Annotated in this window: 16 protein-coding genes; 11 read left to right on the top strand and 5 right to left on the bottom strand. The window is 64.7% G+C overall.

The window, feature by feature from the left end:
* Positions 1-39 precede the first annotated feature (39 nt).
* The 4 genes from VIR62_RS05150 to VIR62_RS05135 all read right to left on the bottom strand — a co-directional run bounded on the left by VIR62_RS05150 (position 40) and on the right by VIR62_RS05135 (position 4079).
* Positions 40-690, bottom strand: a complete 651-nt coding sequence (locus tag VIR62_RS05150) for an OmpW/AlkL family protein (protein ID WP_431869263.1) — start codon at positions 688-690, stop codon at positions 40-42.
* Between the two features lie 88 nt (positions 691-778).
* Positions 779-2227: an aminotransferase class I/II-fold pyridoxal phosphate-dependent enzyme gene (locus VIR62_RS05145; protein WP_431869261.1), complete on the bottom strand. Its 1449-nt coding sequence runs from the start codon at positions 2225-2227 to the stop codon at positions 779-781.
* 45 nt (positions 2228-2272) lie between these two features.
* On the bottom strand, positions 2273-2659 hold the full coding sequence (locus VIR62_RS05140) for a response regulator (RefSeq protein ID WP_431869259.1): 387 nt from the start codon (positions 2657-2659) through the stop codon (positions 2273-2275).
* A gap of 40 nt (positions 2660-2699) precedes the next feature.
* Positions 2700-4079 (bottom strand): sensor histidine kinase, encoded by a 1380-nt coding sequence (locus VIR62_RS05135; protein WP_431869257.1) that lies wholly within the window; start codon positions 4077-4079, stop codon positions 2700-2702.
* A gap of 190 nt (positions 4080-4269) precedes the next feature.
* On the opposite strand from VIR62_RS05135, the gene VIR62_RS05130 reads away from it, so the two are divergent.
* From VIR62_RS05130 to VIR62_RS05080, 11 genes are all read left to right on the top strand, one after another.
* Positions 4270-5673 (top strand): sensor histidine kinase, encoded by a 1404-nt coding sequence (locus VIR62_RS05130; RefSeq protein ID WP_431869255.1) that lies wholly within the window; start codon positions 4270-4272, stop codon positions 5671-5673.
* Positions 5674-5765: 92 nt separating this feature from the next.
* Positions 5766-7715: a response regulator gene (locus VIR62_RS05125; RefSeq protein ID WP_431869253.1), complete on the top strand. Its 1950-nt coding sequence runs from the start codon at positions 5766-5768 to the stop codon at positions 7713-7715.
* Positions 7712-8218: a response regulator gene (locus tag VIR62_RS05120; protein ID WP_431869251.1), complete on the top strand. Its 507-nt coding sequence runs from the start codon at positions 7712-7714 to the stop codon at positions 8216-8218. The genes VIR62_RS05125 and VIR62_RS05120 overlap by 4 nt, the downstream gene beginning before the upstream one ends.
* A gap of 37 nt (positions 8219-8255) precedes the next feature.
* A complete protein-coding gene (locus tag VIR62_RS05115; RefSeq protein WP_431869249.1) occupies positions 8256-8723 on the top strand; it encodes a diguanylate cyclase domain-containing protein in 468 nt (155 codons plus the stop codon).
* Positions 8693-9736 carry a putative bifunctional diguanylate cyclase/phosphodiesterase gene (locus VIR62_RS05110; RefSeq protein WP_431869247.1) on the top strand — a complete coding sequence of 348 codons (1044 nt, stop codon included), beginning with the start codon at positions 8693-8695 and terminating at the stop codon, positions 9734-9736. The genes VIR62_RS05115 and VIR62_RS05110 overlap by 31 nt, the downstream gene beginning before the upstream one ends.
* 83 nt (positions 9737-9819) lie before the next feature.
* Positions 9820-10101 (top strand): DUF1153 domain-containing protein, encoded by a 282-nt coding sequence (locus VIR62_RS05105; protein WP_431869245.1) that lies wholly within the window; start codon positions 9820-9822, stop codon positions 10099-10101.
* A gap of 135 nt (positions 10102-10236) precedes the next feature.
* A complete protein-coding gene (locus VIR62_RS05100) occupies positions 10237-11013 on the top strand; it encodes a DUF1499 domain-containing protein (protein ID WP_431869243.1) in 777 nt (258 codons plus the stop codon).
* A gap of 48 nt (positions 11014-11061) precedes the next feature.
* Positions 11062-12006, top strand: a complete 945-nt coding sequence (locus VIR62_RS05095; protein WP_431869241.1) for a DUF481 domain-containing protein — start codon at positions 11062-11064, stop codon at positions 12004-12006.
* 79 nt (positions 12007-12085) lie between these two features.
* Positions 12086-13903, top strand: a complete 1818-nt coding sequence (locus tag VIR62_RS05090) for a tetratricopeptide repeat-containing sulfotransferase family protein (protein ID WP_431869239.1) — start codon at positions 12086-12088, stop codon at positions 13901-13903.
* Between the two features lie 119 nt (positions 13904-14022).
* Entirely contained in the window at positions 14023-16485 is a 2463-nt protein-coding gene (locus VIR62_RS05085; protein ID WP_431869237.1) for a TonB-dependent receptor, read from the top strand.
* Positions 16486-16491: 6 nt separating this feature from the next.
* A complete protein-coding gene (locus VIR62_RS05080; protein ID WP_431869235.1) occupies positions 16492-17832 on the top strand; it encodes an amino acid permease in 1341 nt (446 codons plus the stop codon).
* Here VIR62_RS05080 and VIR62_RS05075 read toward each other — a convergent pair.
* Positions 17803-19401 (bottom strand): phytoene desaturase family protein, encoded by a 1599-nt coding sequence (locus tag VIR62_RS05075; protein WP_431869233.1) that lies wholly within the window; start codon positions 19399-19401, stop codon positions 17803-17805. The two genes, VIR62_RS05080 and VIR62_RS05075, sit on opposite strands and share 30 nt — an antisense overlap.
* Positions 19402-19440 lie beyond the last annotated feature (39 nt).

Below are 19440 nucleotides of genomic sequence, written 5' to 3'. Positions count from 1 at the left end.
ATCCCCCCGCTTTCCGCGCATCGGCGCGGAACCCTCGGTTCAAAAACGTACCAGAGCGCCGGCCTGCAAAATGAGCGGGTCGAGCTCCGCCACCGCCGTGATTCGATTGGGCCCGATATCGGCCGACGCGTCGGCCTTGTAGAAGGCCTTCTTGACGTCGACGTAGATGCCGAACCGATCGCTGATCGCTACTTCGGCGCCGGCCTGCACTACCGGGCCCCAGGCGTCATCGACCTGAAGATTGCTGGCGAACTCGTCTTCCAGCGACCACACGTGCTGGAGCGCCACGCCGGCGCCGACATATGGCGATACCGGGCCGCCGCGAAGCGGATGATAGGTGCCGGTCAAGGTGAAGATGCTGAACTTGTCGTTGCCGAGGTTGGGAACCGCCTCCAGCGAGCCGGCCGGCTTGTTGGGCGTGGTCGCCGGCGTCGTTCCCGCGAACTGGATCGCGACCGTATCGAGGACAAAATAGCCGAGCTCGATATTGGCGACCCATTTCTCGGGTGTGGTGTAGCCGGCCGCGGGGTCGCGCGTTCCGTTGAGGAAGATCTTGCCCTCGTCCGCCAGCTTGATGCGCGCGATGCCAAGACGCGCGAAGGCGTCCGGCTGCGCGACCGGCTGAGCGATCGATGGACCCGCCCATGAAAGGGCAGTCAGCATGGCGATGATCGAGACACGATGTTTCATTTCAAATGGACCCTGTCATGTTCCCGCTTTTGTAGGAGTAGCGGGTAAATTCTCGGTAAAACCGATTTTAACCCATAATAGAGGTGACTTAGCTCGTTGCGCGGCGAACATCGCCGGCGGCCGGGGCGGTTTCGGCGCTGGGCTTCAATGGGCTGGGGCGCGACGCGGCCATGCAGCCGGGCTTCCTCCGGCTGGCGGCGAGCGCGTCGATGGAGGAGAAATCGGCGGTCCCGTTCTCCAGCGCTTCGAGCTGGATGACGGCATCCGCCCTCGCCACGCCGAGACGGTGGACGGAATCGATGATGTCGCGGCTGGTGTGGTGCGCCATCACCTGCATCCGGAACCGCGCCTGCCCCTTGGGGACGGCGGGAAACTCAACCAGGTTCGACAAAAGCCCGATCTCCGGCAGGCGCCGGGCGACGAGACGGGCGAGCGCTTCGCTGCCCATCTTGACGCAGACGATCGGCGACGGGTCGCCATAAGTCTCGAAGCCGGTGCCGTGCAGCAGCTCGCGGAGCAGCCGGATGTTGGTCATTAGGCTGTCGCGAAGGCGGGCGCCCTCGTCGGAATCGACGATCTCGAACGCCTTCAGCACAAGCGCCGCCTGGGACGGCGAGAGGGCATTGGAGAAGGTGCAGGGCGAGGCGTAATATTTGAGATATTCCTTCACGCTGCGCTGGTTGCACGCGACGAAGCCGCCGTTCGACGCGAAGGTCTTTGAGAAGCTCCCCATCACCACGTCGATCTTGCCGGTCATGCCCTGCGCGCCGATATGGCCGCGCCCGTTGGGGCCGAGGCAGCCGAGGTCGTGGGCGACGTCGACGACGAGGATCGCGTCATATTCGCGGGCGAGGGCCTGCAGCGCCTCGATGTCGGGCGTGTCCGAATCCATCGAGAACAGGCTCTCGGTGATGATCAGGATGCCGTTGGCATTGTCCTTGGCGCGGATGGCGGCGAGCTTTTCGCGCACCGATTCGATCTGGTTGTGGCGATAGAGATGGATGTTGCGGGTCGCCGCCTGGGCGCCTTCCTGAAGGCAGGCATGGGACAACGCGTCCATGACGATATGGTCCGAAGGCCGCACCAGCCCCTTCACGACACCGAAGCCGGCCGCCCAGCCCGTGGGGAAGAGGATGACCTCATTCATCTCTAGGAACTCGCCGATCTTCTTTTCGAGCGCGAGCGACAGCGAAGTGTTGCCGACCAGGGCCGGCGACCCGGCGCTGTGGACTCCGAATTCCTTCATCGTCTCGATCGCGACGTCGCGAACGTCCGGGTGGGAGGACAAACTCAGATAATCCTGCGAGGCGAAGTTGATGCCTTCGAACAGCTCGCCTTCGTCGGTGCGCGCGAAGCACTTGCTGCGCGGCCCGGTTTCGGTCGAACGGCCGAGGGGCCAGAGGCCCGTCTCGCGCCTCAGCTCCTGCCAGTCGAAGAATGCGCTGACCCGATCCAGAATGTTGGTGCCGGGCAGATAGCGGAAGTCCCGCATGCTGCCGCCCAGCGCCTCGAGCTTCCGGTCATCCAAATTCGACATATACCCCCCACAGTTCCGATCTGAGATCGGTCCATTCCAGCTAGTTTAGTTGACCGCCTGTCCCGCCGGCTTCGCCACATGCCGTTCGATCTTCGCGATAAGGTCGGGCAAGGACACCGGCTTGGTCTCGAAATCCACGCAGCCGACGGCGACGCTCTTGCGGCGGTCGCTTTCGAGGGCATGGGCGGTGAGGGCGATGACGGGGATGTGGCGCGTTCGGTCCTTGCTCAATATCTGGGCCGTCGCTTCCCATCCGTCCATTTCGCCGAGCGCGACGTCCATGAGGATGATGTCGGGCTGGGCGCTCTCCGCGAGCTGAATCCCTTCGGGGCCGCTGATCGCGCAGACGGTGTCATAGCCCTTCCGCTCGAGACGCCGCTGGAGCATGTCCCGATTCATTTCATTGTCTTCGACGATGAGGACCTTTGTCATGACGGTAATTACGACCCCGATCTGCTTGGGTTAAGGGAACCTAGCTTGCGAGCGCGAGGGCCGGAGCCCTGGCGCGCGCAGGCAAGGAGATGGTGAATATCCGGGCGTTCCGACCGGCATGAGACGTCGCGATATCGCCGCCGATGTGGCGGACGAACTTGAGGCCGAGCGCCAAGCCTATTCCGGCGCCGCCATATTTGGTCGGACTTGCATCCTTGTCGTCGTGGAAGATGTCGAAGAGCGTTTCGACCGGACGGCGGTCGGCGGCCCCCGACGGATCGGTGATCCGGATCGTGCAGAAATCGGGGTCCGCCCCGGACACGGAAAGCTCTAAGACGCCGCCCGCGGACGCGCTCGCCGCGCCCAGCAGGATGTGCTTGACGGCGTTGGACAGCGCGGCCCAGTCCGTCTCGATGACGAAGTCGGCTTCCTCCAGCATGGCGTGGAGCTCGTACTTGCGTTCGGTCAGGGCCGGCACGACCGTTCGCGCGATCTCTTCGAGCCGGTGCTTCAGATTGTCCGGTGTCGGATAGACTTCCATCTTGCCCGCCTCGATCTTCGAGAAGTCGAGGATGTCGTTGACCAGCTGCAGGAGATGCGTGCCCGCGCCGTTGATGTTCTCAAGGTCGCGAACGATGGAATCGTCGCCCTGCTCCCTGGCGTCGTCGAGCAGAAGCTGACTGTAGCCGATCACCGCGTTGAGCGGGGTGCGAAGTTCGTGGCTCATGCTGGCGACGAAGTCGGCCTTGGCGGCGCTGGCCTGCTCGGCGGCGGCGGTCAGGCTCTGAAGGTTGTCGGTCGTCGCGACGAGATCGCCGAGCTCGCGCTCGAATCTCTGCTGCTCCTTCAAAATCCGCGCGAAATAGAGCGACATCATGGCGACATAGATCGATGCGCTGATCGTCGAGATGATGCCGATCACTTGGAACAACGAGAGGTCGATCGCGGGAAACTGGAATCCCGACACGACGAGGGCGCCGAACACCGAGACGTTCGCCGCGATCTGCAGGAGGAGCGCGTCCCGCACGCCCCCGGTCGTCGGGAGATAGAAGAATGCCAGCGTGGGCGTGATCAGAACCCAGGGCAGGAATGGCGAATAGATCCCGCCATAGGAATAGCAGGCCCACAATATGCAGAAGAGGAGGTTCTGTATCGAGGCGAAGGCCAGCAGATTATATCGGCGCGTATATTTGAGCAGGAACGGATACAGCCAGAATGCGGTGATCGACGCCGTGAATATCCAGAACCTGTAGTCCTGCTCGACGCCGACGATGAACAGGTAGAGCGGGATCACGTTGCCCAGGAACGGGCCGAAGACGTGACTCAGCATGAACATGCGCGCGCGACGATGCGAATCGGGACGGACGCGGATTTCCACCGGAATGAAATAGTCCAGGAAATCGTCGACGCTCAAAGTCAAGCGGCGTCCACCCACGTGCATAGTCAGGTCCCCGACATGTTGACGTCCCGCCGCCTGGAGGAAAGCCAGCGTGCGCGCGCCCTTTCTATCGAAGAGGTGTTACCACCGCGTAAAATCTGGTGACGCCCGCGTTTACCGGAAATTCAATCTGCCACCTTATGGTCTCGCGGATTCCACCCGGGGGCTTACGATGCTGACGACGGCCGGCAAGATCGTTGACTATTTCATCCCGCGCGAGGCGCGCGACGAAGCATCGAACTACATGATGTTCAGGACCTTCGTGTTCCTGCATCTGCTGGGTCCGCTGCTCGGCCAGTCCGTGATCGCCTTCCTCTATCAGGCGTCCGAAGAGATCAGCTGGGTCTTCTGGGTCATCGAGATCAATCTCTGCTTCTTTTGGCTGATGCCCTTGCTGGTGAAGTATACGCGAAGCCTCGTCTGGCCGGCCGCGCTGTCCGTGCAGGCGCTGGTGACGCTCAGCCTGTTCGGATCCTTCTTCTACGGCGGCATCAGCTCTCCCTTCCTGCCGTGGCTCCTGATCGCGCTGCTGCTCGGCTTCTTCTTTCTCGCCGATCGCCCGCGCGTCGTCCTCATCGGGGTCGCCGTCCAGCTGGCGGCCTTCTCGGCCGCCCATCTCGTCTTCGGCGACTTTCCCCAGCTGGTGCCGCTGGAGAGCCTGTGGCTGGTGAACCTGCTCTCCATCCTGTCCGCGCTCATCTACATCACTTTGATGGCGCTCTATTACGAGAAGGTCATGCGCGAGAGCTCGGCACTCGAGGAAGCCGCCAATATCCACCGCCACAAGGTGGAGGAGCTGCGCCGGGCGATGCAGCGGGCCGAGCATGCCAGCCATCAGAAATCGATCTTCCTCGCCAAGATGAGCCATGAACTTCGCACCCCGCTCAACGCCGTCATCGGCTATAGCGAGATGCTGCGCGACGATCTCGAGGAAGGTGCGGAGTGGGAGGAGAAGGCCGCCGACCTCGACCGGATCAACGCGGCGGGCCGGCATCTCAATGCCTTGGTGAACGATGTCCTCGATCTGGCGCGGATCGAGAATGACGACCTCCAGGTCGCGAACTCGGAGATCGAGATCATGGAACTGATCGACGATGCCGTGGCGACGGTCCAGCCCCTGCTCAAGGTCCATGACAATCGCCTGGAACTTCAGATCGCCTCCGATCCCGGTCGCATCGTCACGGATCCGCTGAAGCTTCGGCAGTCGGTCCTCAATCTTCTCAGCAACGCCGCCAAATTCACATCCAAGGGCGTGATCACCCTGACGGTGATGCGGCGCCAGAACCCGGCCGGCGACGTCATCATGATCGAAGTGCGCGACACGGGCATCGGAATCTCGAAGGACGGTCTTTCAAAGCTGTTCCAGAGCTTCAGCCAGGCCGAGACGACCACCGCCAACCGATATGGGGGAACCGGCCTCGGCCTCGCCCTGACACGCCGCTTCTGCAGTTCGATGGGAGGAACGGTTGAGGTCGAGTCCGAACTCGGAGTGGGGTCGAGCTTCAAGATAGAGGTTCCCGCCACCCCGCGTCGACCGATCGAGCCTCAGCCGATGCCGCTGGCCGAAGCCGGCTAACGGTTCCGGACTGCCTGAATTGTTAATCGAATAGCGAGATTATCGGGATCAAGGGTCGAAGCAGGGTGACGGGCGTGGAAGGGCAGGAACAGATGATCGGCGATAGTCACAGCCCGACTTGGCGATCTTCCGACACGGGCGGCTATGCTGGCGAGATCAGGCGCGCGATCATGATTCGCCTGCTCGTCGTCGCGCTGCCGCTGTCGCTCAGCGCGGGGACCCTGGTGTTGCTCGGTTCTTCCGCCGCTGCTTCGCTGCCCGTGATCGCCATTTTCGCCACCGCGCTGGTCGCCGTCAGCCTGTGGGGCGGGCATGCCGCGGCTGCTCAGCTCGCCCGCGCCTTGTCGGTCCCGGCCGACCTGCTGCGCGAAACCCTGTCCGCAGGCGAAGGGGCCGGCGGAAAGCTCCCGTCGGCCGAAGCCGGCCGCCTGGATCTCAAGGGTCTCGAGTCGGAATTTGCGTCCATGACGGACGCGTTCGCCCGGAAGGCAGCCATCGAATCGGCGACGCTGACCGAGCTGGCCCGCGCCAGGGACCAGGCCCAGACGGCCAATCTGGCCAAGTCTCAGTTCCTCGCCAGCATGAGCCATGAGCTGAGGACACCGCTCAACGCCATTATCGGCTATACGACGCTGCTGCAGGAAGACGCGATCGCGCTCGACAGGAGCGGCGAAGCGGCGGATTTCGAGCGCGTCCTTCAGGCCAGCCGCAACCTGCTGGAGCTGATCAACGACATCCTCGATCTTTCCAGGATCGAGGCCGGCAAGACCGCCTTCCAGCGCAATATCGTCGACATCCGATCGTTCGTGTCGGCCGTCATTTCCGGCCTCGACATCGGCCAGCACGGCAACGGCAATCGGCTGGAAACGGATGTCGATTCCGAAATCGGCATCATGATCGGCGATGGCGCGAAGCTCCGCCAATGCCTTCTCAACCTCCTCAGTAACGCGCTGAAATTCACGCGAAACGGAGAGGTGCGTCTCGACGTGGCGTCGGTCCGGAAGGACGGGGCGGACTGCATCCGGTTCACCGTCACTGACACCGGCATTGGAATGACGCCCGAACAGGCCGACGCTTTGTTCGAGGATGGCGGCTTCGGTGGAGACATCGGCCGGTCCGGCGCGGGCGGCGCCAGGCTGGGCCTGGCCATCACCCATCGTCTGGCCACAATGATGGGCGGCCGCGTCGAAGCCGAGAGCGTGCCGGCCAAAGGGTCGGCCTTCACGCTCACGGTTCCGCGAGAACTCCCCCGCGATATCCCCGTAGACGAGGCACTTCCCCCGGCGACGGCCCCTCGGCCTCTGCCGACCAACGGCGAGAAGCGGGCGCTGATCATCGACGACGATCCGGCGGCCGTCGACATCATGGGGCGCTGGCTTGCGCGCATGGGCTATTCGATCCTCGCCGCGGAGGATGGCGAGCGGGGGCTGGAGGTCGCGCGCGCCGAGCGGCCCGACCTCATCATCCTCGACATTTTCATGCCGGGACCGTCCGGATACCAGGTGCTCGAGGAGATTCGCGCCGACCGGCAGATCCAGTCGATCCCGGTGATCGTCGTCAGCGTCGACGACGATCGGCCGCGCGGGCTCCGCTCGGGCGCGACCGAGTGTCTGATGAAGCCGGTGCAGCCGCAGCAGCTGGAGGAGGTTCTCGACGTCTATTGCCGGCGGCTGGAGGGTGATATCCTGGTCATCGAGGATGACGACGATGCCCGCGAGCTGCTTCACCGCGTGGCCGGACAGATCGGCCTCAAGGCGGATCTTGCCTCCAGCGGCGAGGAGGGGCTGTCGATGGCTAGGGCGAAGCCGCCGGCCGCGATCATTCTCGATCTCGGCCTTCCGGGCATGAGCGGATTCGACGTGCTCGATGCGCTTGCGGCCGACGACCAGCTCAGCTCGATTCCGGTGCTGATCGTGTCGGGCCGCGAGATCAGCGTCTCCGAACATCATGCCATCGCCCGCGCCGGCGGCATCTTCCATCCCAAGGGACATGCCTCACCGCGCCAGATCGCCCAGAGCCTCAGAACGGCGATCGTCCGATGAACCCGATGCTGAGCTGGACCGCCCCGGTCGAAGGCAGCCGCATCCTGATCGTCGACGACGTCGAGGATAACCGCATCTTCCTGCACAGGCAGCTGACCCGCGCCGGGTTCAAGACGAGCATGGCTGCCAGCGGCATCGAAGCGCTGGCCGGCATCTCGGCCGATCCGCCGGATCTGGTGCTCCTCGACTGGATGATGCCGAACCTGTCGGGGCTCGACACCTTGAGGGCGATGCGGGAGCATTACGACCTCAACCAGCTCCCGATCATCATGTGCACGGCACGCGACGAAGAAAGTTCGATCGTCGATGCGATCGAGTCCGGCGCGAACGACTATATCCAGAAGCCGATCAAGATGCCGGTCCTCATCGCGCGGATGTCCGCGCAGTTGATGCGCCGCGCCGCAATGGCCGCCCTCGACGCGGCCAATCTGGACCTTGAAAAGACGCTGGCCGAGCGCACCCGGGCGCTGCTCGAAACGCGCTTCAAGGGCGAAAAGGAATGACGACGCGCAAGCCCCGCCCGACGCCGGAGGCGCCCTCGTGACGCTCGCACATCTGCTGCTCGGCATCGCCTTCCTTGGCGCCGCCGGGGCGATCTACAAGCTGGCGACCCTGAAGCGCGCCCTCGAGGGCCGGCTGGAGGATATGGCCCGCGCCGAGGCGCAGCTGAGAGCGCAAGCCAGCACGGACGGCATCACCGGCCTCAGGAACCGGACGGCCTTCAGCGCCGAGCTGGAAGGCATCGTCGACTCCGGCCGGCAGACCGGGATCGCCGTTCTCTTCCTCGATCTCGACCGCTTCAAGGAGGTCAACGACAGCCTGGGCCACAAGGTCGGCGACGGCCTGTTGCGGGCGGTCGCCCTGCGCCTCCTGAGCATCATCGGGCCGGCCGACAGCCTGGCGCGCATCGGCGGCGACGAATTCGCCGCCATCGTCCATCTGTCGCCATCGCGCCGGATCGAGGATGTCGCGAGGCGATGGTCGAGGCGCTCTACGAATCCTACCTGATCGACGGCCATCTGGTGCATGTCGGGTCGTCGGTCGGAATCGCCGTCGGCTCGGCCGAGACGGCGTGCGCCTCCGACCTCTTGAGGCGCGCCGATGTGGCCATGTACGAAGCCAAGGGCAGCAAGACCGCGTCATTCAAGATATTCGACGACCGGATGAGCGAGATGATCGCGGTGCGGGCCAGCATGCGCGAAGAGCTGGACAGGGCGATCCGCGACCATGAGCTTGGGCTGGCGCTGCAGCCGCTGGTCGATGCCCGGACGGGTGATCTCGCCAGCGTGGAAGCGCTGCTGCGCTGGCCGCGCTGCTCGCGGGGCGACATATCGCCCGCCGATCTCATTCCCATGGCCGAGGAGAGCGGCCAGATATTGCAGCTGGGAGAATGGGTGCTCGACAGGGCGCTGAAGATCGCGCGAGAGCTCAACGACGTTCCGGTCGCGGTGAACGTATCGCCGATCCAGTTTCGCCATCACGGCTTCGCTGGCCTGGTCAGCGAAAAGCTCCTGGCCGCCGGGCTGAGACCGGCCCAGCTGCGGCTCGAGATCACCGAGGGCGTGCTCATTTCGCACATGGACGCGGCGAAGAGCACGATCCGGCAATTGCGCCAGCTCGGCGTCCAGGTCGTGCTGGACGATTTCGGGACCGGCTATTCGAGCCTCAGCTACCTGCAGAATCTCGATTTCGACTGCGTCAAGATCGACAAGTCCTTCCTCAAGGATCTCGGGCGCCACTCGCGCGCGGTGCAGATCATGCGCTCGGTCATCGATCTCGGTCACAGCCTCCAGTTGAAGGTTGTCGCCGAGGGGGTCGAGAACGACTGGCAGGCGCGCCTCCTTCAGCTCCTCAACTGCGATTATCTCCAGGGCTATTATGTCGGCGCGCCGATGACGCTAGACGAGCTTATCGAATTCCGCGCCAACAATGCCGCCGCCGCGAAGTGCCGCCAGCTTTCGGACGACCAGGGCCCCGAAGAGTATATGGATCCACCGCCCGCGGCAGCCGTCAGTCGATAGTCACGCCAGGCCGGCCAATTGTATCGCACGCGTTAACCGGAAGCATTGACCACGGCTTGATCTTGGTCGGTTAGACTAGCGCCATGATCGAGAATCAGAATTTCGTTCCCGCGGAGGAAGTCGCACTTGCGGGCATGATCACCGCCCTTTCCGCCGGTTGCCCCGCGCCGCGCTGGGTGACGCGCAGGAAAGCGGAGGCCGTGCGGGCCGCGGTGCGATCGGGCGACTGGGCGATCGACGAGGCCTGTAGCCGCTACGGCATCAGCCTGAAACAATTTCGGAGTTGCGAACGCGGCCGCCGCACCTTGTCCCGCACCCCTCCCGCGGCGAAGTCGAGGCACGGCTTGCTCGGTCTCATCTGGTGAATCCGGGGCGCTGATGAAGCTCGGTCCGTCGCCGTCTCGCGCCAATAGCTGAAGACTGAAAAAAACCGGCGGGGCTTGTCGAGCGCATCGGTTGGGGTCAAAAGCGGTTCCGGACGAGGCAGCGGAGTTCGGACGATGGCGGATGCCCTTCGCAAGCGGATCTGGGCGGGAAAGCTGAGCTGGACGGCGCTGGTGCTCAGCGCCGGCGGGGTGCTCGCGGCCCTGATCGCCGCCTTCGGCAGCCGCGAGGGCGTCTGGCATTTCAGCGACGGGTTCCTGATCCTCAGATGGGCATTCTACGCGGCGGTCGCGGGCGGGCTGCTGGCGATCGTTGCCTGGGCGATGACGCGAAGGGCGCCGGGGTCGCTGGCGATGGTGAGTCTCGCCGCCTTGATCATCGCAATCCTGTTCGGCGGTTATGTCGCCAGCCTGGTCATGACCGCGCGCAGCGTCCCGCCCATTCACGACGTCACCACCAACATGGACAGCGTCCCGAGATTCTTCCGGCTGACCCTCCGCGAGGACAATTTCGAAGTCGTTCCTCCCGAGGGCGATCCGCGGCTGATACGGATGACGCCGGTGGACCGTTGGCGGACGCTTCACCAGGACGCCTATGGCGACCTGGTCACCCTTCAGGTGCCGTGGAGCGTCGACGAGACGGTGCGGCGGGCGGAGGCGCTGGCCCGCGATCGTGGCTGGGAAATCGCGAGCGCCGATCCCAGGGGCATTGTCGAGGCGACCGATACCAGCACCTTCTTCGGCTTCAAGGATGACGTGGTGGTGCGGGTGACGCCCAATCCCGCCGGCGGCAGCAACGTCGACATGCGCTCGGTGAGCCGGGTCGGCATCAGCGACCTCGGCGTCAACGCCGAGCGCATCCGCGACTTCCTAGGGGATCTGCGGCAAAGCTGAGGCGCCGACCACTCGACAGGGTCATTTCGCCGCGTTACCGATCCGGCCATGCTTATCGAAGCCTGTGCTTGTTCGTTCGCGCTGCTGTCGGCCGTTCCCGCGACCGCCGATGTGCTCGCTTCAACCCCTGCCGCGTCCGCCATTCCCGAAGGCGTGCGAGCGATGATCGACAAGGCGATCGCGGGCGGCGACACCAAGGTTGCGGCGGCGGTCCTCGCGCTCGCCAGGGAGGCCCATCCGGAGGCGGCCGGCGAAGTCGATGCCATCGAGGCGGCCTGGCGAGCCGGCCTGGCCGAGGAGAAGGCCCGTCGTGAGCAGGAGGCGCGGCGGCGGCTCGCTTCCGCGCCCCTGTTCGACAATTGGAAGGGTCAGGTCGAGTTCGGCGCCTCCAGATCGACGGGGAACACCAGCAATCTAGGCATCTACGGGGCGCTCAGCGCCGAGCGGGAGGGCGCTGAGTGGACCCACAAGCTGAAGGCCCGTGCCGATATCCAGCGGAGCAACGGCATGACGACCACCCAGCGCGTGCTCGCCTCTTGGCAGCCCCATTACAGCGTCGGGGACCGACTCTACGCCTATGGCCTCGGCCAATATGAGCATGACCGCTTCCTGGGCTACGAGAACCGCTACACGCTGGGCGGCGGGCTTGGTTACGGCATCATCGCATCGGACGACGTCACGCTCGACCTCGCGGGCGGCCCCGCCTTCCGCTTGACGGACTTCACGACTGGTAAAACCGAGCCGACCCTCGCCGGCCGCGCCTCGCTGGACTTTGCTTGGAAGATCACGCCGACGCTCCAGCTCAGCCAGACCGGTTCCTTCTTCCTGGAGCGGGGCGACGGCAGCGCCAGCGCCTCGACCGCGCTCGACACGAAGCTGATCGGGGCGCTCAAGGCCCGCTTCTCCTACAACGTCCAATATGAGCGCGGCACGCCGCCCGGCGTCGATCCGGTCGACACGCTGAGCCGGGCGACTCTGATCTACAGCTTCTAGCCCTGCGCGCTTCGTCTTGGACGCGGCTGCGAATGGTCATAGACAGGGCGAACCACCCAGCGGAGGGAGATACAGGGCGATGGCGGCTTCCGCCTCGGAACGGTCCGGAACGATCGCCGAGACTCTGCTTCACGGCCAACGCCTGCTGGCGCGCGATCCCCGATCGGCCGTGCTGCAAGCGCGCGAGATACTGCGCATCGATCCGACGAGCGCCGACGCGCTGCGCCTGCTCGGCGCGGCGCTGAGGCGAAGCGGCGACGAGGCCGGGGCGGAACGAGCCGAGCTGGACGCGATCAGCGCCTCGGTCCGGGATCCCGACCTGATCGCCGCCGCCGCGGCCCTCCTCGACAACGAGCTGGCGGTCGCCGAGCATATCCTGCGGCCCCGGCTCAAGGCGAAGCCCACGGACGTCGCCGCCATCCGCATGATGGCGGAGCTGGCCGGGCGGCTCGGCCGCTACGGCGATGCCGAGAGCCTGCTTCGCCGCGCGCTGGAACTGGCCCCGGCGTTCGGGGCCGCGCGGGCCAACCTGGCGACGGTGCTCTATCGCCAGAACCGGCCCGCCGAGGCCGTCGCGGTGCTCGACCAGTTGCTGGCGATCGACCCCGACAATGCGGCGCACCAGAATCTGAAGGCGGCTGCGCTCGGGCGCACCGGCGGCTATGAAGAGGCTATCGGCCTTTACGAGGATGTGCTCGCCCGCTTTCCCGGCCAGCCGAAGGTGTGGATGAGCTACGGCCATGTGTTGAAGACGATTGGCCGGCAACAGGACAGCGTCGCCGCCTATCGCCGCGGCCTCGAAATCGCGCCGGGGCTGGGTGAAATATGGTGGAGCCTGGCCAATCTGAAGACCGTCAAGCTGGGGGAGGGCGACATCGCGGCGATGACGTCGGCGCTCGAACGCACGGACGTCAGCCCCGACGATGGCTTCCACCTGCATTTCGCGCTCGGCAAGGCCCTGGAGGATGCCGGAGAGGCGGAGCGGTCCTTCCGTCATTATTCCGACGGCAACCGGCTTCGCCGCGCGATGATCGACTACGATCCCACGGACATCAGCGACCATGTGCGGCGCTGTGAGGAGGTATTCACGGCGCCGTTCTTCGCGGCGCGGCGCGGCCTCGGTTGTCCGTCGCCGGACCCGATCTTCATTGTCGGCATGCCCCGAGCCGGATCGACCCTGGTCGAGCAAATCCTCGCCAGCCATCCCCAGGTCGAGGGGACGATGGAACTGCCCGACATCACCGCGCTCGCAAGGCGGCTGGGGGGACGCAAGCTGAAGGGCGAAGAGTCCGTCTATCCGGAGTGCCTCGGCGACCTGACCGCAGACGACCTTTCTTCGCTGGGCGAGGAATATCTGGAACGCACGCGCGTCCAGCGGAAAACCGATAGGCCGTTCTTCATCGACAAGATGCCCAACAACTGGGCGCATGTCGGCTTTATCCATCTCATCCTGCCGAACGCCAGGGTCGTCGATGTGCGCCGCCATCCGCTCGATTGCTGCTTCTCGAACTTCAAGCAGCATTTCGCGCGCGGCCAGGGCTTCAGCTACGATCAGGCCGAGCTGGGTCGTTATTACAGCGACTATGTCGGGTTGCTCCGGCATTTCGACGAGGCCCTTCCAGGCCGCGTGCATCGCGTCTTCTACGAACGGATGGTCGCCGACCCCGAAACGGAGGTCCGCCGGCTGCTCGATCATCTCGGCCTCGAATTCGACCCGGCCTGCCTTCGCTTCTACGAGAATGAGCGCGCCGTCCGCACCGCGAGTTCCGAGCAGGTGCGCCGACCGATCAACCGGGACGGAATAGACCAGTGGCGACGCTTCGATCTCTGGCTCGGTCCCGTCAAGGACGCGCTCGGCGACGTCCTTGCCCGCTATCCCGACGTGCCGCCCACCTGAGGCGTGGCAATTTCACCACAGGGGACCGGCAATCGTTTCGCCCACGTCACGCCCGATTGACGGCCCCTGGGAACCGGCACAGCTTCCTTCGCACAATCAGGCGTCTCGCGGGAGGGGATATGCGGTCTTCCAGGCTTTTCCGGACGAGGCGCGGCATCGCCCTGACGTTGCTGGCTACGACCATGCTCTGCACATCGGGCGGGGCGCTGGCGCAGGACGCCGCCGACGACGAGCCCGGAACCGCCGACCCGGCCCAACCCCCCGACGCGACTGTCAGCGAAGATAGGCTATCGGCGGATTACGGGGTCGACATCATCGTCACCGCCCAGAAGCGCGAGGAGAACCTCCAGGACGTCCCGATGGCGATCACGGCGATCACCACCAAGAAGCTGGACGAACTCCAGGTCTCTGACTTTGACGACTACGCCCGATATCTGCCGAGCGTCTCCTACCAGACCGCCGGTCCCGGTTATTCGAACGTCTATTTCCGCGGTGTCGCCAGCGGCGAGAACGCCAATCACTCGACGTCGCTGCCGAGCGTGGGCACCTATCTCGACGAACAGCCGATCACGACCATCACCGGCGCGCTCGACATCCATGTGTTCGACATCGCCCGGGTCGAGGCGCTGGCGGGACCGCAGGGGACCCTCTACGGCGCGTCGTCGCAGGCCGGCACGATCCGCATCATCACCAACAAGCCTGATACGTCGGGCTTCTACGGCGAGGCCAATGTTGAGGTGAACAACGTCGCCCATGGCGAGTGGGGCTATGTGGCCGAGGCCTTTGCCAACATGCCCATCTCCGAGAATGTCGCCGCGCGCGTCGTTGGCTGGGTCAAGCGGGACGCCGGCTATATCGACAACATCCCCGGCACGCTCACCTTCCCCACCTCCGGAATTGTCTTCGACAACAGCGAGTTCGTCGAGGACGATTACAACGATGTCGACACCTATGGCGCCCGCGCCGCCCTCAAGATCGACCTCGACGACACATGGACCGTGACTCCGCAGATCATGGGTCAGTATCAGAAGAGCAGCGGCTTCTTCGCCCAGGAAACGGGCCTGGGCGAGCTGCAGATTCAGCAGTTCAATCCCGAACGATCGGTGGATAAATGGATCCAGGCTGCGCTCACCATCGAGGGCAAGATCGGGAATTTCGACCTCACCTATGCCGGCGCCTATCTGAAGCGGAAGCTTTACGGCGATTTCGACTATGCGGACTACGCCTACTTCTATGACGCGCTGTTCGGTTACGGCGCCTATTTCTACGACAATGACGGCAACCTGGTGAATCCGAACCAGTATGTTCAATATGCCGACCGGTTCACCAAGCAGAGCCACGAGCTGCGGCTGGCGTCGCCAGCCACCGAGCGGGTCCGCTTCATCGGGGGGCTTTTCTACCAGCGCCAGAGCCATAATATCGAACAGAACTACATCATCGACGACATCGCCGATTCGATCACCGTGCCGGGCACGGACAGCAACATTTGGTTGACGAAGCAGCTTCGCGTGGACCGGGATTATGCCGTGTTCGGCGAGATGACTGCGGACGTGACCAATAGCTTCAGCCTGACGCTCGGCACCCGCATCTATCATTACAACAATTCGCTGGTCGGCTTTTTCGGTTACGCCAACCCCGGCTTCAGCTCCAATCCGATCTACCTGTGCCAAGGGCCTCCCGTCGTGGACGGTTCGCCCTGCACCAATCTCGACAAGCGAACGAAGGACACGGATTTCATCCACAAGATCAACGCGACCTACAAATTCAACGACGATGCGCTGGTCTATGCGACGGTGTCGCGAGGCTTCCGTCCGGGCGGCATCAACAGGCGCGGTTCACTGCCGCCCTATGAAGCCGATTTCATCGACAATTACGAACTCGGCTTCAAGACGAGTTGGCTCGACAACCGGGTGCGGGTCAACGCCGCTGCCTATCAGCTCGACTGGACCGACATCCAGCTCTCCTTCCTCGGTGCGAACGGCCTTTCCGAGGTCCGCAATGCCGGCGATGCGCGCATCCGAGGGGCGGAGCTGGACGTCTATGCGCTCCTGGCGCCGGGTCTCTCGTTGGGCGTCGGAGCCGCTTACAACGACGCCGAGATTACCGAGGATTTCTGCAGGATCGCCAACGAGCTGTTCGACTGTACATTGCCGGGCCCGGACGGAACGCCGAACGCACTACTCGCTCCAGCGGGGACACGGCTGCCGACAACCGCGAAGTTCAAAGCCAACGCCTTGGCGCGCTACGAATTCCCTGTCGGAAGCTATGACGCCCATTTCCAGGCGGGCGCGGTCCATGAGGGCAGGCGGACGAGCGATCTTCGGCTGTTCGAGCGCGAATTGCTCGGCGACCTGCCGGCCTACACGACGGTCGATCTCAGCACGGGCCTCGCCAGCGACCGCTGGTCGGCGGAACTGTTCGTCCGCAACCTCTTCGACGTGAACGGCAAGGTGGGGAACAGCATCCAGTGCCTGGAGACCACCTGCGGCGATCCGGACGGTCTCACCGACATCGGCGGCAAGATCTATACATTCGTCATCCAGCCGCGCACGATAGGCCTGAAGATCGGCACGAAATTCTGAGGTGAGATGAGCGTAGCGGCGGAAGGAAGGCGTAGCCCGCCGCGACGCGTCCTCGGTTTCTGGATGTGCCTGGCGCTGGTCATGGGAAATATGATCGGCTCCGGCGTCTACCTGCTGCCGACGAGCCTCGCGCCTTATGGCTGGAACGCGGTGTTTGGCTGGGTCTTCACGGTGGGCGGGGCGCTGTGCCTGGCGTTCGTCTTCAGCCGGCTCGCGCGCGCTTTGCCCCAGGCAGGGGGCGCCTATGGATTCGTCCGGGCGGGATTCGGGCCGTTCGCGGCCTTCCTCGTCGGGCTCACCTACTGGATGTCGGTGTGGATCGCCAACGCCGCCATCTCGATCGCAGCGGTCAGCTATCTGAGCCTCTTCGCGCCCGGCATTGCCTCGGTGCCCGCGCTACCGGCGCTGCTCGCCGTGGCTTTGGTATGGGGTGTGACCTTGGTCAACCTGTTCGGAGCGCGCTCGGCCGGCGGCTTCCAGCTGGTCACGATGGTGCTGAAGCTGCTGCCTCTGATCGCGGTGATCGTGATTGTCATGCTGCTTGCGGGCGGCGTGGGCGACGCCGACGTGACGCCGTTCCGGCCCGGCGATGTCTCCGCATCCGCCATAACCGCCACCGCCGCGCTCACTTTGTGGGCGATGCTCGGGTTTGAATCCGCGTCGATCCCCCAAGGCAAGGTCGACCGGCCCGAGGCCACCATCCCGCGCGCGACGATGGCGGGGACCTTTATGGTTGGGGTCATCTATATAGTCACCTGCTCGGCGATCATCCTGCTGCTGCCGGCGGATCAGGTCGCCCAGTCGAACGCCCCCTTTGCCGACTTCATCGAGCGTTACTGGGGGCACGGGCCGGCCTTGCTCATAGCTCTGTTCGCCGCGATCAGCGCGATCGGGGCGCTCAACGGCTGGGTGCTGATCCAGGGCGAACTGCCGCTGGCGATGGCGCGGCGGGGAAGCTTCCCGCGCTGGTTCGGGATCACCGATAAAAACGACACGCCGGCGCGGGGACTTGTGCTCTCCAGCGTTCTCGTCAGCATCCTCATCATGATGAACTTCACGCGGACGATGGCGGACCTGTTCACCTTCATGGCGCTGCTGTCGACGGCGGCGACCCTGGTCCTGTACCTGACCTGCGCCGCCGCCAGCCTGCGTCTCACCGCCACGGGCGAAATGCCGCGCTCGGTGCCGTTCCTGATCGTCGCGGGCCTCGGGCTGGTCTATGCGCTCTGGACCTTCTACGGCGCCGGGATCGAGGCGACCGGGTGGATATTCGTGCTGCTCGCGCTTGGCACGCCGCTCTATTTCCTGACGCCGCGCTCAGCCCCGGCGGAGGAGGCGGCCGAATAGCGAGCGGTCGGCGAGAATCTCGCGTGCGGCATTATGGCCCGGAGCGCCGGTGACGCCGCCGCCGGGGTGAGTTCCGGCGCCGCACATGTAGAGGCCCTTCACCGGCCCCCGATAGGCGGCGTTGCCAAGCACGGGGCGGGCGGACCAAAGCTGGTCCAGGGTCATGTTGCCGTGCATGATGTCGCCGCCGACGAGGCCGAACTTGCGCTCCAGGTCGAGCGGCGAGAGGACCATGCGGCCGAGCACCGATGCCTTGAAGCCGGGGGCATAGGCCTCGACCGTGTCGATGATCGTGTCGGCCGCCGCCTCGCGGTGGGTGTCCCAGTCGAACTCGGGGGCGAATTGCTGGCAGAACAGGCTGGCGACATGCTGGCCGGGAGGGGCGAGGCTGTCGTCCACGGTCGAGGGGATCAGCATCTCGACGATCGGCCGTTTCGACCAGCCATGGCGCTTCGCGTCGGTGAAGGCCTCGTCCATATAATCGAGCGTCGGCGCGATGATGATGCCGGACTGGTGATGCTCGCCGGGCTCGGGCAGACAGGTGAAGCGTGGCAGCTCTGACAGCGCGACATTCATCCGGAAGGTGCCCGAGCCGGCCTTGAACGCCTTGATGCGACGATGGAATTCGGGGGTGAGGTCCGCCGGCTCCATCATCCGTTCGTAGAGCAGCTTCGGCCCGACGTTGGCGATGATGGTATCGGCGCGGATTTCCTCACCACTTTCGAGCTTCACGCCTGCCGCTTTGCCGCCATCGACTAGTACGCGGGCGACGGGGGCACCCAGGCTGATCTCTACGCCCGCAGCGCGGCACACCTTGGCCATCGCCTCGGTGATCGCGCCCATGCCGCCGAGGCTGTGGCCCCAGGCGCCGCGCTTGCCGTTCACCTCGCCGAAGACGTGGTGGAGGAGTACGTAGGCCGAGCCCGGCGTATCGGGGCTTGCATAATTGCCGACAACGGCATCGAAGCCGAACGCCGCCTTCACCGCCTCGCTCTCGAACCAGCTGTCGAGGAAGGTGCGGGCGCTTTTCACGAACAGATCGAGGACGTCGCGCTGCTGCTCCAGCGGCATTTTCGCCAGCCGCCGGCCCTGGCGGGCGCCGTCGATCAGCGTCTTGAGCCCGTCGCCGAGATTGGGCGGGGTCTGGAGCGCGAGGTCGCGCAACACGTCGGCTACATTCTCCAGGGCGTCGTAATAAGCGGGGAGGGTTTCCGCGTCGCTGTCGGAGAATTTGCGGAACTCGACCTGGGTCCGCTCCAGCCCGCCGCCGAGCTTCAGGTAGCGCCCGTCCTCCTGCGGCAGGAAGTTGGAGATGGGGCGTTCGATGACCTTGTAGCCATGCTCGACCAGCCGCATGTCGCGGATGACCTTGGGCTGGAGCAGGCTCACCGTGTAGCTGGCGACGCTGTTGCGGAATCCCGGGTGGAATTCCTCCGTCACCGCCGCGCCGCCGACGACACCTCGCCGCTCGACCATGCGAACCTTGAGGCCCGCCTGGGCGAGATAGAAGGCGCAGACGAGGCCGTTATGCCCGGCGCCGATGATGATCGCGTCGTATGTTTTCGTCATTCTCTTCCTCGTCACCCAGCGAAGGCTGGCATTCACGCT

Source organism: Allosphingosinicella sp. (genome assembly GCF_036570505.1).
Classification (GTDB): domain Bacteria; phylum Pseudomonadota; class Alphaproteobacteria; order Sphingomonadales; family Sphingomonadaceae; genus Allosphingosinicella.
Note: the sequence above shows the minus strand (reverse complement) of the source record. Positions and strands in the feature narration are given on the sequence as shown.